General features: G+C 69.8%; 13 protein-coding genes. 8 read left to right on the top strand and 5 right to left on the bottom strand.

Going from position 1 to position 14,072, the window contains the following annotated elements; genetic code table 11:
• The first annotated feature begins 336 nt into the window (after positions 1-336).
• Together dcd and OG904_RS15525 are read left to right on the top strand one after the other, a co-directional pair.
• Complete coding sequence (gene dcd / locus OG904_RS15520; RefSeq protein ID WP_053675430.1) at positions 337-924, top strand: dCTP deaminase; 588 nt, start codon at positions 337-339, stop codon at positions 922-924.
• Entirely contained in the window at positions 921-1,421 is a 501-nt protein-coding gene (locus OG904_RS15525; RefSeq protein WP_405491285.1) for a phosphoribosyltransferase, read from the top strand. The genes dcd and OG904_RS15525 overlap by 4 nt, the downstream gene beginning before the upstream one ends.
• A 90-nt stretch (positions 1,422-1,511) precedes the next feature.
• On the opposite strand, the gene OG904_RS15530 is transcribed toward OG904_RS15525, so the two are convergent.
• Positions 1,512-2,438 carry a Yip1 family protein gene (locus tag OG904_RS15530; protein ID WP_405491287.1) on the bottom strand — a complete coding sequence of 309 codons (927 nt, stop codon included), beginning with the start codon at positions 2,436-2,438 and terminating at the stop codon, positions 1,512-1,514.
• 263 nt (positions 2,439-2,701) lie between these two features.
• Between OG904_RS15530 and OG904_RS15535 the strand changes: the two genes are divergently transcribed.
• Positions 2,702-3,727, top strand: a complete 1,026-nt coding sequence (locus tag OG904_RS15535; RefSeq protein WP_405491289.1) for a hypothetical protein — start codon at positions 2,702-2,704, stop codon at positions 3,725-3,727.
• Positions 3,728-3,812: 85 nt separating this feature from the next.
• On the opposite strand, the gene OG904_RS15540 is transcribed toward OG904_RS15535, so the two are convergent.
• A complete protein-coding gene (locus OG904_RS15540; RefSeq protein WP_405491291.1) occupies positions 3,813-6,368 on the bottom strand; it encodes a (Fe-S)-binding protein in 2,556 nt (851 codons plus the stop codon).
• 165 nt (positions 6,369-6,533) lie between these two features.
• A complete protein-coding gene (locus tag OG904_RS15545) occupies positions 6,534-7,067 on the bottom strand; it encodes a sugar transferase (protein ID WP_405491293.1) in 534 nt (177 codons plus the stop codon).
• A gap of 255 nt (positions 7,068-7,322) precedes the next feature.
• Here OG904_RS15545 and dnaK point away from each other — a divergent pair, with 255 nt between their 5' ends.
• From dnaK to OG904_RS15565, 4 genes are all read left to right on the top strand, one after another.
• Positions 7,323-9,167, top strand: a complete 1,845-nt coding sequence (gene dnaK, locus OG904_RS15550) for a molecular chaperone DnaK (RefSeq protein ID WP_405491295.1) — start codon at positions 7,323-7,325, stop codon at positions 9,165-9,167.
• Positions 9,167-9,874 carry a nucleotide exchange factor GrpE gene (gene grpE, locus OG904_RS15555; RefSeq protein ID WP_405491297.1) on the top strand — a complete coding sequence of 236 codons (708 nt, stop codon included), beginning with the start codon at positions 9,167-9,169 and terminating at the stop codon, positions 9,872-9,874. Before dnaK ends, grpE begins: the two co-directional genes overlap by 1 nt.
• A 78-nt stretch (positions 9,875-9,952) precedes the next feature.
• On the top strand, positions 9,953-11,146 hold the full coding sequence (dnaJ, locus tag OG904_RS15560; RefSeq protein WP_405491299.1) for a molecular chaperone DnaJ: 1,194 nt from the start codon (positions 9,953-9,955) through the stop codon (positions 11,144-11,146).
• Position 11,147: 1 nt separating this feature from the next.
• The gene (locus OG904_RS15565; RefSeq protein WP_405491301.1) at positions 11,148-11,600 is read left to right on the top strand and encodes a heat shock protein transcriptional repressor HspR; all 453 of its coding nucleotides are present in this window, start codon (positions 11,148-11,150) and stop codon (positions 11,598-11,600) included.
• A 203-nt stretch (positions 11,601-11,803) separates the two neighbouring features.
• Here the strand turns inward: OG904_RS15565 and OG904_RS15570 are convergent, their stop codons facing one another.
• Entirely contained in the window at positions 11,804-12,817 is a 1,014-nt protein-coding gene (locus OG904_RS15570) for a helix-turn-helix transcriptional regulator (RefSeq protein WP_405491303.1), read from the bottom strand.
• 287 nt (positions 12,818-13,104) lie between these two features.
• Between OG904_RS15570 and OG904_RS15575 the strand changes: the two genes are divergently transcribed.
• Positions 13,105-13,416, top strand: a complete 312-nt coding sequence (locus OG904_RS15575; protein ID WP_266906367.1) for a (2Fe-2S)-binding protein — start codon at positions 13,105-13,107, stop codon at positions 13,414-13,416.
• A 138-nt stretch (positions 13,417-13,554) separates the two neighbouring features.
• Here the strand turns inward: OG904_RS15575 and OG904_RS15580 are convergent, their stop codons facing one another.
• Positions 13,555-14,028 (bottom strand): pyridoxamine 5'-phosphate oxidase family protein, encoded by a 474-nt coding sequence (locus OG904_RS15580; protein WP_405491305.1) that lies wholly within the window; start codon positions 14,026-14,028, stop codon positions 13,555-13,557.
• Positions 14,029-14,072 lie beyond the last annotated feature (44 nt).

The raw sequence follows: 14,072 nt of genomic DNA on the forward strand, positions 1-14,072 counted from the left end.
GATTCATCGCAGTACGGCTGGTTGGGGAAAGGGACTCGATGGAGCACACCGTCGTCCGTTGTGCCGAAGGGCACGTGTTCAGCACCGCTTCGTTCCCGCTGCAGCACCTCGGTGCCGGTCGGATCGGGCCGGGCCGGCTGCTGCGGTGTCCGCGGTGCGCGCGGCTGCGGCATGCCGTGCCCGTGGGGGCCGCGGCGAAGCGGTAGGCAGGGCGAGCAGTGCGCGGCGAGGCCGGTGGGGACCGCGGAGCGGTCGTCACCTTCGTCGCAGGTGTTGTCGGCGCGCGGGCGTCTGCCTCGATTGGGGCGGTCCGCGCGCTCTGCGTATCCTCGGGACGTGCTTCTCTCTGACAAAGACATCCGGGCCGAGATCGACAGCGGACGGGTTCGCATCGACCCCTTCGACGAGTCGATGGTGCAGCCCTCCAGCATCGATGTGCGTCTCGACCGGTTCTTCCGGGTCTTCGAGAATCACCGCTACGCGCACATCGACCCCGCCACCGAGCAGTCCGATCTGACCCGGATGGTCGAGCCGGACGGGGACGAGGCGTTCATCCTCCACCCGGGTGAGTTCGTGCTCGCCTCCACGTACGAGGTCATCTCGCTGCCCGACGACATCGCCTCCAGACTGGAGGGGAAGTCCAGCCTGGGCCGCCTCGGTCTGGTGACGCATTCGACCGCCGGTTTCATCGACCCCGGGTTCTCCGGGCACGTGACCCTCGAGCTGTCGAACCTCGCCACGCTGCCGATCAAGCTCTGGCCGGGTATGAAGATCGGACAGCTGTGTCTGTTCCGGCTCAGCTCGCCCGCGGAGTTCCCCTACGGGAGCGAGCGGTACGGATCGCGGTACCAGGGCCAGCGCGGCCCGACGGCCTCGCGGTCCTTCCAGAACTTCCACCGCACCCAGGTGAGGCACGAGGCATGAGTGACGCAGTGCGCGAGAACCTCGACTACGCGGGATTCGGCCGGGCCGTGCGCGAGCTGGCGCAGACCATCGCCGACGACGGCTACGAGCCCGACATCATCCTGAGCATCGCCCGCGGCGGGGTGTTCGTCGCCGGCGGGCTGGCGTACGCCCTGGACTGCAAGAACATCCACCTGGTGAACGTGGAGTTCTACACCGGGGTGGGGACCACCCTGGAGATGCCGGTCATGCTGGCGCCCGTGCCCGAGGCGATCGACTTCACCGCCAAGAAGGTGCTGATCGCCGACGACGTCGCCGATACGGGCAAGACGCTCAAGCTGGTGCACGACTTCTGCCTCGGGCACGTCGCCGAGGTGCGGTCGGCCGTCATCTACGAGAAGTCCCACTCGCTCGTGAAGTGCGAGTACGTGTGGAAGAAGACCGACGAGTGGATCAACTTCCCCTGGTCGGTCGAACCGCCCGTGGTGAAGCGTGAGGGCCAGGTCCTCGACGCCTGACCTGGTGGAGCGTGGACGCACAGAGGGCCCGCCGTACGCGAATGCGTGCGGCGGGCCCTCTTCGTGCGTGCGGGGTGTGCGGCGCGGGCGTCAGATCGTGCCCAGCTTGATGATCGACAGCAGGGCCACCAGCTGGATCGCCGACGCGCCCAGGGCCTTCGGCCACGGCAGGTCGTGCGATTTGGCCACCAGCGAGGTGAAGAGCGCCCCTGCCACCACCCAGGTGGCCCAGCCCAGGATCTGGACCAGCATGTTGTCGCCGCCCAGGAACATCGCGAACAGCAGCCGCGGTACGTCCGTGAGGCTCATGACCAGCATCGACAGACCCACCGTCGGCTGCCACGCGCCGTCGCCGCCCAGCTGGCGGGCCAGGGTGTGGGTGACGGCGCCGAGGATGAGCCCGCAGAGCACGAAGGCCACGCCCGCCGAGAGCACTATCGGGACGGCCTTGCTGAGGGTCGCGCTGATGACGTCCTGGCGGGTGTCGTCGAGGCCGAAGACCGCGAGCAGGCCGTAGAGGAAGGTCACGATCAGCGCGGGACCCCAGACGGGGTAGTCGCGCATCTGCAGGAACGTCGGCCCCGGGCGCGTCACGATGCCGCGGAGCAGTTCCTTCCACGGCAGCCGCGGACCCGTGGGGCCGGCGGCCTGGGCCGCGCCCGCCTGGTAGGTCCCGCCCTGGGTGTAGGCGTACGGGTCCTCGCCGATGGAGAAGGCCTGGGTGTAGCCCGGGGAGTCGCCCGGGTGGCCGTTCCCCTGTCCGGGGCCGCCGGGGCCGCCGGGGCCGTATCCGTACCCCTGACCCTGCCCGGCGTTGCCGCCGTGCGGGTCGAAGTATTCGGGCTCGCCGTGGCCCCCCGGGGCGGCCTGCTGCGGCCACTGCTGGGGGGCGTAGGGCTGCTGGCCGTACGGTGCGGGCGCCTGGGGCGCCTGCTGCTGACCGTACGGCTGCTGCCGCGGGGGTTGTTGCGGGGTGCGGTTGTTGTCCCGGCCGCGTCCGATCCTGAATCCAGCCACGTGATCGAAAGTACCCGCTCCGGAGCGGCCCCATGGCCGGGCGGCGGGAAGAAGCCCCCTTTGCGGCTGAGCTGTGACATCCCCTAGGGGGTACCTGGAGGGCCTTCTCGGGGTGGGTTACGTGGCTGCGGGGCAGTCTGCTGATCCTTGTTACATCCCCTACGGAATACGGACATAGCGGGCCCGTAGCTTCGTAGACGTAGCCGCCACGCAGTGCGAACCAGCACGAACGAGCACGAACGAGCACGAGAAGAGCCCCTGTCATGCGCAGCCCCCGCCGCCGCACCACCCTCCGTACCGCCGCCGCCGTCGCCGGGGCGGCCGCCGTCCTGGCCCTCCCGGTCGGGTCCGCCTTCGCGGACTCCCCGGCGGTGCCCGCGCCCGGTGTGGTGCCCGGTGCGGAGCAGCCGTCCGTTGAGCAGCCGTCCGTGGACCCGCAGGTGGACCCGAGTGTCCCGCCGACGACTCCGCCGACCACCCCGCCCGTGACGCCGCCGGTCCGGGCCTACGTCACGTCTGTGAAGCTGGCGGACGGGTCGGTCGCCAAGGTCTACCAGTTCGGCGACTCCCACTTCGAGGCCGACATCTTCTCGGGCGACGTCAAGCTGGGCACCCTGGTCAGCAAGGGCGGCGAAGCGGCGCAGGGCCAGCACAACGGCCTGCACGTCGTCCTCCAGCCGAACGGCACCGTCACCTCGTGGGTCGAGGGCGCGACCAAGCCGGTCGAGAAGCCGAAGCCGGTGGAGAAGCGGGAGAACTCCGTGCAGGTCGCCATGCCCGACGGGCGCAACGCGCGGCTGATCGACGGCCCGAACGGCAAGCGCGCCGAGATCTCCATGCCGAACGGGAACCTCCTCGGGACGATCGACCTGAAGCACCCGAGCGCGGTGAACGACGGCTGGACCTACAAGCTGGTCCAGGACGGGAAGCGCGTGAAGTTCGTCGTCATCGACGGCCGGAGCGGCGGGAACAGCTGGGTGTACGACTTCGGCAGCGGCAAGCTGATCGAGAAGTACGAGGTGTCCGAGGACGTGAAGAAGGACGCGAAGAAGGACGTGCAGAAGGACGCCAAGAAGGACGACGCGAAGCCCGTGGTGAAGACGGGCGAGCGGGTCGTGCCGAAGGGCGGCGTGAAGGCCGGCGCGGAGGGCATGGCGACGGTGTCGGCGCAGGCCGGTGCGGACGGGCAGGCCCCGTTGTTGTTGGCCGCCGGTGGTGGCATGGCCGCGGCGGGCGCCGCCGGGCTCGGGTTCGCGATGCTTCGTCGCAGCCGGAGCGACCGGTCCTGATCCGGGGCTCCGCCCCGCACCCCGTACAGCGGAACGGCCCGCCCCCTGGAGGGGACGGGCCGTTCCGGCGTTCCTGTCGCGCGGGCTACTTCGCCTCGGCGTCCGTGTCCGCCTTCGGCGCGGGCGCCTCAGCGGCCTCGGCCGCCGGCGGGGCTTCGGCCGGGGACTCCGGCTCGTCCGCCGCCGCCGGGTCCTCGGCGGCAGCCTCCGGCTCCGGCTCCGAGGCGGCCGCGACCGCCACCGGCTCCGTCACAACCACCGGCTCCGCGGCGGCAGCCTCGGCCACCGGCTCCGCAGCAGCCTTGAGCGCGGGCTCCGCCTCGGCCACCGGCTCCGGCTCCGCCTCAACCACCGGCGCGGGCTCCGCCTCAACCACCGGCTCCGGCTCCGCCACAACCACAGGCTCCGGCTCGGGCTCCGGCTCGGGCTCCGGCTCCGGCGTCTTCACCGACTCCAGCAGCAGCTGCGCCACGTCGACCACCGTGACGTGTTCCTGCGCCTGGCCCTCGTTCTTCTTGCCGTTCACCGAGTCGGTGAGCATGACGAGGCAGAAGGGGCACGCGGTGGAGACGATGTCCGGGTTCAGGGACAGGGCCTCGTCGACGCGCTCGTTGTTGATGCGCTTGCCGATCCGCTCCTCCATCCACATCCGCGCGCCACCGGCGCCGCAGCAGAAGCCCCGCTCCTTGTGGCGGTGCATCTCCTGCTGGCGCAGGCCCGGCACGGCCGACATGATCTCGCGCGGCGGCGTGTAGACCTTGTTGTGCCGGCCCAGGTAGCACGGGTCGTGGTACGTGATCAGCCCGTCGACCGGCGTCACCGGCAGCAGCCGGCCCTCGTCGATCAGGTGCTGGAGCAGCTGCGTGTGGTGGATGACCTCGTACTCGCCGCCCAGCTGCGGGTACTCGTTCGCGATCGTGTTGAAGCAGTGCGGGCAGGTGGAGACGATCCGCTTCGCCGACTTCGGCTTCTTCGTCGACTCGTCGTCGTCCTCGCCGAAGGCCATGTTCAGCATGGCCACGTTCTCCTGGGCCAGCTGCTGGAACAGCGGCTCGTTGCCCAGGCGGCGCGGCGAGTCACCCGTGCACTTCTCGTCGCCGCCCATGATCGCGAACTTGACGCCCGCGATGTTCAGCAGCTCCGCGAAGGCCTTCGTGGTCTTCTTCGCCCGGTCCTCGAGGGCGCCCGCGCAGCCGACCCAGTACAGGTAGTCGAACTCGGAGAGGTCCTCCGCGTCCTTGCCGATGATCGGGACCTCGAAGTCCACCTCCTTGGTCCACTCGACGCGCTGCTTCTTCGCGAGGCCCCAGGGGTTGCCCTTCTTCTCCAGGTTCTTGAGCATCGTGCCCGCCTCCGACGGGAACGCGCTCTCGATCATCACCTGGTAGCGCCGCATGTCGACGATGTGGTCGATGTGCTCGATGTCCACCGGGCACTGCTCGACGCACGCGCCGCAGGTGGTGCAGGACCACAGCACGTCCGGGTCGATGACGCCGTTCTCCTCGGCGGTGCCGATGAGGGGGCGCTCGGCCTCGGCCAGGGCCGCCGCCGGGACGTTCGCCAGCTGCTCGGCGGTCGCCTTCTCGTTGCCCTCCATGTCCTTGCCGCCGCCCGCGAGCAGGTACGGGGCCTTGGCGTGCGCGTGGTCGCGCAGCGACATGATCAGGAGCTTGGGGGAGAGGGGCTTGCCCGTGTTCCAGGCCGGGCACTGCGACTGGCAGCGGCCGCACTCCGTGCACGTGGAGAAGTCGAGGATGCCCTTCCACGAGAACTGCTCGACCTGCGAGACGCCGAAGACGTCGTCCTCGCCCGGGTCCTCGAAGTCGATGACCTTGCCGCCCGAGGTCATGGGCTGGAGGGCGCCGAGCGCCGTCGCGCCGTCGGCGTTCCGCTTGAACCAGATGTTCGGGAAGCCGAGGAAGCGGTGCCAGGCCACACCCATGTTGGTGTTCAGCGAGACCACGATCATCCAGATCAGCGAGGTGCCGATCTTGATCATGCCGGTGAAGTAGATGGCGTTCTGCAGCGCGCCGAGCGAGAGCCCCTTGAACGCGAGCACCAGCGGATACGAGACGAAGTACGCCGGCTCGTAGGAGTCGACGTGGTGGATCGCGCCCTCGAGGCCGCGCAGCGCGAGGATCGCGAGGCCGATCGTCAGGATGATGTACTCGACGAAGTACGCCTGCCAGGCCTTCGAGCCGGTGAACCGCGACTTGCGGCCGGCCCGCGAGGGCAGCGACAGCAGACGGATCGTGATCAGTACGAGGATGCCGAGCACGGTCATCAGGCCGATGAACTCGGTGTACATCTCGAACGGCAGGAACTCGCCGACGATCGGGAGCGTCCAGTCGGCCTGGAAGAGCTGCCCGTACGCCTGCACCAGCGTCGGCGGCAGCGTCAGGAAGCCGATCGCGACGAACCAGTGCGCGAAGCCGACGAGGCCCCAGCGGTTCATCCGGCTGTGGCCGAGGAACTCCCGGACCAGGGTGAGCGTTCGGGACTTCGGATCGTCCGTACGGCTGCCGGCCGGTACGGGCTGTCCGAGCTTCACGAAGCGGTAGATCTGCGCCACGGCTCGGGCGAGCAGCGCGACGCCGACCACGGTCAGGACCAGCGACACGATGATCGCGGCGAGTTGCATGGGAGGGCTCCTCGGGCGGCACTTACTAAGCGGTAACTTATCCAGTCAAGGCTTGAGGTTACCCAGTCCCGACGCCGCAATGTAGCCGAGCGGGCGGTGATCTGCGTCGCTCGCCCCTGCCCCGCGCCCGCCCGGCGCCCGCCCCGGGCCTGCAGCGGAGCCGCCTCAGGGCCGGCCGTGCCGCCAGGCCGCCCGCGGGGTCTGCGCGAGGATCGCCAGGTCCATCCCCAGCCAGTGGTTCTCCACATAGTGCCGGTCCAGCAGGTCCATCTCCTCCCACGGCAGGTCCGAACGTGCGCTCACCTGCCACAGCCCGGTCATCCCGGGCCGTACGAGGAGCCGCTCGGGCCGGTCCGTACGGGGCTCCGGGCGCGGCCCGACCAGCGACATCTCGCCGCGCACCACGTTGAGCAGCTGGGGCAGCCCGGCCAGCGCGGACCGTTCCAGCGCGGCCCCGGCCCGGCCCTTGCCGACGCGGAAGCGCCATGCCCGGTAGGGCCGTCCGCCCAGGCCCGCCGCCGGTTCGCTGACGAGGACCCGGGGGCCCTGGGTCGCGTACAGCAGTCCGGACGCCAGCAGGAGGGGCGTGCCGAGCAGGGTCAGCAGGGCCACCGCCCCGAGGAGGTCGAGCACCCGCTTGGCCGATGGCCTGGCCGGCCGTAGCCCTGGCCGGGCGGGGAGGCGTAGCAGCAGAGGCATGTCAGCACGGTGCCGTACGCCTCCGGTGGTCCCGGGTTGCCGCGCGGCCGTGGTGCCCCGTTCGGCTGCGGCGCCGTTGCCGGGGCTCCGCCCCGGACCCGGCGCCCCGGGCGCCGGCGGGGCCGGGCCTTCTCCCCCTGGTTGCGCGTAAGGGGAGCCTAAAGGTTGAGTCCCCTCGACTCACCTCTGTTGACGCGAGGGCAACGATCCTGCATTCTTGAGTCTGTTCCACTCAAGTCAGCTGGAGGAATCAAAATGGCACGTGCGGTCGGCATCGACCTGGGCACCACTAACTCCGTCGTCAGCGTTCTGGAAGGCGGCGAGCCCACCGTCATCACCAACGCCGAGGGCGCCAGGACCACGCCGTCCGTCGTCGCCTTCGCCAAGAACGGCGAGGTCCTCGTCGGCGAGGTGGCCAAGCGCCAGGCGGTCACGAACGTGGACCGGACCATCCGCTCCGTCAAGCGCCACATGGGCACTGACTGGAAGATCAACCTGGATGGCAAGGACTTCAACCCGCAGCAGATGAGCGCCTTCATCCTGCAGAAGCTGAAGCGCGACGCCGAGGCGTACCTGGGCGAGAAGGTCACGGACGCGGTCATCACCGTCCCGGCCTACTTCAACGACTCCGAGCGCCAGGCGACGAAGGAGGCCGGCGAGATCGCGGGCCTGAACGTCCTGCGTATCGTCAACGAGCCGACCGCCGCCGCCCTGGCCTACGGCCTCGACAAGGACGACCAGACCATTCTCGTCTTCGACCTCGGTGGCGGCACCTTCGACGTGTCGCTCCTCGAGATCGGCGACGGCGTCGTCGAGGTCAAGGCCACCAACGGTGACAACCACCTCGGTGGCGACGACTGGGACCAGCGCGTCGTCGACTACCTGGTGAAGCAGTTCCAGAACGGCCACGGCGTCGACCTGTCCAAGGACAAGATGGCGCTCCAGCGTCTGCGCGAGGCCGCCGAGAAGGCGAAGATCGAGCTGTCCTCCTCCACGGAGACCTCGATCAACCTGCCCTACATCACGGCCTCCGCCGAGGGCCCGCTGCACCTGGACGAGAAGCTCACGCGCTCGCAGTTCCAGCAGCTGACCGCGGACCTGCTCGACCGCTGCAAGACCCCGTTCCACAACGTCATCAAGGACGCGGGCATCAACCTGTCCGAGATCGACCACGTGGTCCTGGTCGGCGGCTCCACCCGCATGCCGGCCGTCGCCGAGCTCGTCAAGGAGCTCACCGGCGGTCAGGACGCCAACAAGGGCGTCAACCCGGACGAGGTCGTCGCCATCGGCGCGACCCTCCAGGCGGGCGTTCTCAAGGGTGAGGTCAAGGACGTCCTGCTCCTCGACGTGACCCCGCTGTCCCTGGGTATCGAAACCAAGGGCGGCATCATGACCAAGCTCATCGAGCGCAACACCACGATCCCGACCAAGCGGTCCGAGATCTTCACGACGGCCGAGGACAACCAGCCGTCGGTGCAGATCCAGGTCTACCAGGGCGAGCGCGAGATCGCGGCGTACAACAAGAAGCTCGGCATGTTCGAGCTGACCGGCCTGCCGCCGGCCCCGCGTGGCGTCCCGCAGATCGAGGTCTCCTTCGACATCGACGCGAACGGCATCATGCACGTCACGGCCAAGGACCTCGGCACGGGCAAGGAGCAGAAGATGACCGTCACCGGCGGCTCTTCGCTCGGCAAGGACGAGGTCAACCGCATGCGCGAGGAGGCCGAGCAGTACGCGGAGGAGGACCAGCAGCGCCGCGAGGCCGCCGAGTCCCGCAACCAGGGCGAGCAGCTCGTCTACCAGACGGAGAAGTTCGTCAAGGACAACGAGGACAAGGTCCCGGCCGACGTCAAGGCCGAGGTCGAGGCCTCCGTCACCGAGCTGAAGGAAAAGCTCAAGGGCGAGGACACCGCCGAGATCCGCACCGCGACCGAGAAGCTCGCCGCGGTCAGCCAGAAGCTCGGCCAGGCGATCTACGCCGACGCCCAGGCCGCTCAGGGCGCCGCGGGCGCCGAGGGCGCCGAGCAGGCCAAGGCCGATGACGACGTCGTCGACGCCGAGATCGTCGACGACGAGAAGCCGAAGGGCGGCGCTGCCTGATGTCGGAGGAGACCCCGGGCTTCGAGGAGAAGCCCGAAGTCCCCGCCGACGGCACGCCTGACGACGCCGCCGAGCCGAAGGCCGCAGCTTCCTCCAAGGAGGAGGCCGCGGCCCCGGCCGGGGACTCCGCAGCAGCACGGTCCGCTCAGTCCGCCCCGGACAGCGGTGCAGCTCTCCTGGCCCAGCTGGACCAGGCCCGTACCGCGCTCGGCGAGCGCACCGGGGACCTCCAGCGGCTCCAGGCCGAGTACCAGAACTACCGCCGCCGGGTGGAGCGGGACCGGATCGCCGTCAAGGAGATCGCGGTCGCGTCCCTCCTGACGGAGCTCCTCCCGACCCTGGACGACATCGGCCGGGCGCGGGAACACGGCGAGCTGGTCGGCGGCTTCAAGTCGGTGGCCGAATCGCTGGAGACCGCCGCGGCCAAGATGGGCCTGCAGCAGTTCGGCAAGGAGGGCGAGCCCTTCGACCCGACGATCCACGAGGCCCTGATGCACTCGTACGCGCCGGACGTCACCGAGGACACCTGCGTGGCGATCCTGCAGCCGGGGTACCGGATCGGCGAGCGTACGATCCGTCCCGCGCGGGTCGCGGTGGCCGAGCCCCAGCCGGGCACGGCGCCGAAGTCCGAGGCGGCGGAGACAGCGTCCCCGTCGGACCCGTCGGACCCGTCGGCCAAGGACGCGGATGCCCCCGACAAGGGCTGACGCTGCAGCGCACTTTGCACGACGGGTAGCACCAGCAGGACGAGAAGTACCGGAAGTACGAGAGGAGGGACACCGGGGATGAGCACGAAGGACTTCGTCGAGAAGGACTACTACAAGGTCCTCGGTGTCCCGAAGGACGCCACCGAGGCCGAGATCAAGAAGGCGTACCGGAAGCTCGCCCGCGAGTTCCACCCGGACGCCAACAAGGGCGACGCCTCGGCCGAGGAGCGCTTCAAGGAGATCTCCGAGGCGAACGACATCCTCGGCGACTCCAAGAAGCGCAAGGAGTACGACGAGGCCCGCGCCCTGTTCGGCAACGGAGGCTTCCGCCCCGGTCCGGGCGGGGGCGGCGGCTCGTTCAACTTCGACCTCGGTGACCTCTTCGGCGGTCAGCAGACCGGTGGCACGGGCGGTGCGGGCGGCGGCTTCGGCGGCGGTCTGGGCGACGTGTTCGGCGGTCTGTTCAACCGCGGCGGCGCCGGCCCGGGTGCGGGGACCCGTACCCAGCCGCGCCGCGGCCAGGACATCGAATCGGAGGTCACCCTCTCTTTCACGGAGGCGGTGGACGGGGCCACGGTCCCGCTCCGGATGTCCTCGCAGGCGCCCTGCAAGGCCTGCTCGGGCACCGGCGACAAGAACGGCACGCCCCGCGTGTGCCCGACCTGCGTCGGCACCGGCCAGGTCTCGCGCGGCAGCGGCGGCGGCTTCTCGCTGACCGATCCCTGCGCGGACTGCAAGGGCCGCGGCCTGATCGCCGAGACCCCCTGTGACATCTGCAAGGGCAGCGGGCGGGCCCGCAGCTCCCGGACCATGCAGGTCCGGATCCCGGCGGGGGTCTCCGACTCCCAGCGGATCCGGCTGCGCGGCAAGGGTGCTCCGGGCGAACGCGGCGGCCCGGCCGGTGACCTGTACGTGGTCGTGCACGTGGACGCGCACCCGGTCTTCGGCCGCAAGGACGACAACCTCACGGTGACCGTTCCGGTGACGTTCGCGGAGGCGGCGCTGGGAGCCGACATCAAGGTCCCGACCCTGAACGGCCCCTCGGTGACGCTGAAGCTGCCGCCGGGCACTCCGGGCGGCCGCACGATGCGGGCCCGTGGCAAGGGGGCGGTCCGCAAGGACGGCACCCGCGGCGACCTGCTGGTGACGGTGGAGGTCGCGGTCCCGACCGAGCTGAACGACAAGGCCCGTGAGGCCCTGGAGCTGTACCGCGAGGCGATGGAGTCCGAGGATCCGCGCTCCGCGCTGTTCGAGTCCGCGAAGGGAGCATGACATGGACGGCCGCCGTAGGAGCCACTACCAGCTCACGGACGAGACCCCGGTCTACGTGATCTCGGTGGCCGCCCAGCTCTCGGGCCTGCATCCGCAGACCCTCCGGCAGTACGACCGCCTCGGCCTGGTCTCCCCGGGCCGTACGGCCGGCCGTGGCCGGCGCTACTCGGCCCGCGACATCGAACTGCTCCGCACGGTGCAGGCGCTGTCCCAGGACGAGGGCATCAACCTGGCCGGCATCAAGCGGATCATCGAACTGGAGAACCAGGTCGCCGCGCTCCAGCAGCGCGTGGCCGAGCTCTCCACGGCGGTCGACGGCGCTGCCGCCGTCCTCCAGCAGCGCGAGGCCCAGGTGCACGCCTCGTACCGGCGCGACCTGGTCCCGTACCAGCAGCCGCAGCCGGGCAGTGCCCTGGTCGTCTGGCGCCCGGCGCCCAAGCGGCCGTTGGACTGAGCGCGACCCGCAGGACGGGACGTGACACGAAGGGCCCCACCCGGTTCACCGCCGGGTGGGGCCCTTCGCGTTCGGCCGCGGACCGGCCGCAGGCCCGCGCGGTACGCCCTGAGGGGCGCGCCCGCACCGGGGGCGGCCCGACGGGACCGGGCGGGGTCCGGCGGGCCCCAGGGGGCCGCCAGGGGCCTGCCCGGCGCCCGTGTTCAGGTATCCGAATCCTCCAGGATTCCCGACTGGGCGATGAGGAAGCCCAGTTGCGCCCGGCTGCCGCTGCCCAGGGCGGAGGCGAGCTTGGCGATGTGCGCGCGGCAGGTCCGTACGTTCATGCCGAGCCGGCGCGCGATGGCCTCGTCCACGTGGCCCTCGATGAGGAGCTGGGCGATGGAGCGCTGCACGCCGGAGATGCCCGCCGGCGTGTGCTCGTAGGTCACCTCGTCGCCCAAGGGCACCGCGCGCCGCCACAGTTGTTCGAACACCTTGATGAGGTAGGCCACGACTCCGGGGTGGCGCAGCTCCAGCGCGACACGCCGGTCGTCGCGGGCCGGGATGAAGGCCACGGTACGGTCGAAGATGATGAGGCGCTCGATCAGTTCTTCGAGCGTGCGGATCTCGACCTTTCCCGTGGAGATACGGTCTGCATAGGCGAGCATGCTCTGGCTGTGCCGCGCGGTGTGCTGGTACAACGTGCGGATGCTGACCCCGCGGTCGATCACATTGGTGCCGCGCTCCAGGGACTGGGACAGGACGAAGGGGGAGCGGCCCCCGCCGGGCTGGATCGTCAGCACCTCGGTGTGGCACTCGGCGGTGGCCAGGTCGAGCGCGGCGTTGATCTGCTCCAGGCCTTCGAGCGCGGTGATGGCGTGGGTGTTCGATGGACTCCGGGCGCTGATGGCCAGGAACGGCTCGAATGCATCGGTGAGGTCCACGGCGCTGCGGCGGCGGTCCTGGATCTCCTGCTCGAGCGGGTGGAGCCGTTGTGCCAGTGCGACGGAGGGGGGAACCGCGCGGAGTTGGTTCGCGTCATCCGGATCAGACCGCAAGAGGCCGAATTCGAGCAGGCAGGGGACGTTACCGACCTCGCTGCGGGCCACGCGGCCGGTGCTCAGCGCCGCCGCGTACAGCCGTGTCCCCTCGGCGCACATGCTGGTGACCGGGTGGGGATGTGTCGGGTTTATGTCGTTGTTGGGCAAATCTCCACCCCCCAGGGTCCTGAACATGTAAGAACATGATGCATCGTCCCTGTGGCACTGACGTGCCTGAATGAGCCATCGTCTGACACGCGGGGGAGAGGATTCCATCAAGTGAGGACGAAGCCGACCATGTATAAGAGAATGCTTCGCTCGGCGCTTGCCGTTGTTTTCTCCGTCGTTGCGGTCTTTGGGGCAATCAGCGCCGCCACTGGGGATACGGGGAGCGCTCAAGCCGCGCCGGGGGCGAGTCCGACTTCGGCACCGTCGGGCAAGATTGACATCGGGTGGGACACCATCCCCGCGCAGGTCTCCTGATGACCCCCGACGACCACGGCTTCCGCCGTGAAATGGCATCGGCATACCGCTCGGGCTGGCAGTTCATCGATCTCACCAGCGCCATTCCTTACGCCGGTGACTCACTGAAGGTCACCCTGTTCGGCCAGCCGATCATCGTGGTGCGGGAAGAGGACGAGGACGTCCGCGCGTACCGCTGTCTGCGCCGACCCCGGGGCGCGCCGCAGCCCGTCCGCTGCGAAATCCGGTACGGCATGGTCTTCGTCAACCTGGACCAGCGTGACCACCAACTTTTCGAGCCCGAATCCGCCGCCACCCCCCGCAGTGCCTGAAGCGATTCCCCTGTCGTCGAAGATCGCTCAGGCGCTACCCCCACACAGCGACGCCATCGTGGACCTGACCACGATGGCGTCGCTGTGATGTCCGTGTCCAGTGGTTGAACCGGACAAGGTTGAAGCGGATACCGCCGCCTATGCCCGGCCCATGGCGCGGTCCAGGGTGATCTCCATGACCACCCGGTCCGGGTTCGGCGAGGGCGTCCGCCCGTACCGCTCCGCGTAGCGCCGTACCGCCTCCGCGACCGAGGCCTCGTCCGTACGGATCACCGCGCGGCCCTCGAGGGTCGCCCAGCGCCGCCCCTCCATCTGGCACACCGCCACCCGGGCCCCTCGCTGCGGGCCGGCCTGTGTCTGTGCCTCCGCCTCCGCCTGTGCCTGCGCCTGTGCCTGCGCCTGTGCCTGCGCCTGTGCCGCCAGGACGTTGCGGATCTTCTTGCTGTGCTTGTTGCTGATCACCCGCGCCAGCCCGGCCTCCGGGTCGTACGTCACGCCCACCGGCACCAGGTGCGGGGTGCCGTCCGGGCGCGGTGTGGTCAGCGTGCAGACGTGCCGCTCCCGCCAGAAGGCGAGGTACTCGGGCGTCGGGTTGAGTACGTCATGAGACATGCGCGAAGGGTACGTCCCTCCACCTTGAGTGGAATAGACTCAAC

This window comes from Streptomyces sp. NBC_00096 (genome assembly GCF_045041305.1).
In the GTDB taxonomy this organism is placed as follows: Bacteria; Actinomycetota; Actinomycetes; order Streptomycetales; family Streptomycetaceae; genus Streptomyces.

Bases quoted from the DNA above. Each gene is read 5' to 3' on its own strand.
- grpE (WP_405491297.1), top strand. From the start codon at position 9,167: ATGTCGGAGGAGACCCCGGGCTTCGAGGAGAAGCCCGAAGTCCCCGCC.
- OG904_RS15575 (WP_266906367.1), top strand. From the start codon at position 13,105: ATGACCCCCGACGACCACGGCTTCCGCCGTGAAATGGCATCGGCATAC.
- OG904_RS15545 (WP_405491293.1), bottom strand. From the start codon at position 7,067: ATGCCTCTGCTGCTACGCCTCCCCGCCCGGCCAGGGCTACGGCCGGCC.
- dnaJ (WP_405491299.1), top strand. From the start codon at position 9,953: ATGAGCACGAAGGACTTCGTCGAGAAGGACTACTACAAGGTCCTCGGT.
- dnaK (WP_405491295.1), top strand. From the start codon at position 7,323: ATGGCACGTGCGGTCGGCATCGACCTGGGCACCACTAACTCCGTCGTC.
- OG904_RS15540 (WP_405491291.1), bottom strand. From the start codon at position 6,368: ATGCAACTCGCCGCGATCATCGTGTCGCTGGTCCTGACCGTGGTCGGC.
- OG904_RS15570 (WP_405491303.1), bottom strand. From the start codon at position 12,817: ATGTTCAGGACCCTGGGGGGTGGAGATTTGCCCAACAACGACATAAAC.
- OG904_RS15525 (WP_405491285.1), top strand. From the start codon at position 921: ATGAGTGACGCAGTGCGCGAGAACCTCGACTACGCGGGATTCGGCCGG.
- OG904_RS15535 (WP_405491289.1), top strand. From the start codon at position 2,702: ATGCGCAGCCCCCGCCGCCGCACCACCCTCCGTACCGCCGCCGCCGTC.
- OG904_RS15565 (WP_405491301.1), top strand. From the start codon at position 11,148: ATGGACGGCCGCCGTAGGAGCCACTACCAGCTCACGGACGAGACCCCG.
- OG904_RS15580 (WP_405491305.1), bottom strand. From the start codon at position 14,028: ATGTCTCATGACGTACTCAACCCGACGCCCGAGTACCTCGCCTTCTGG.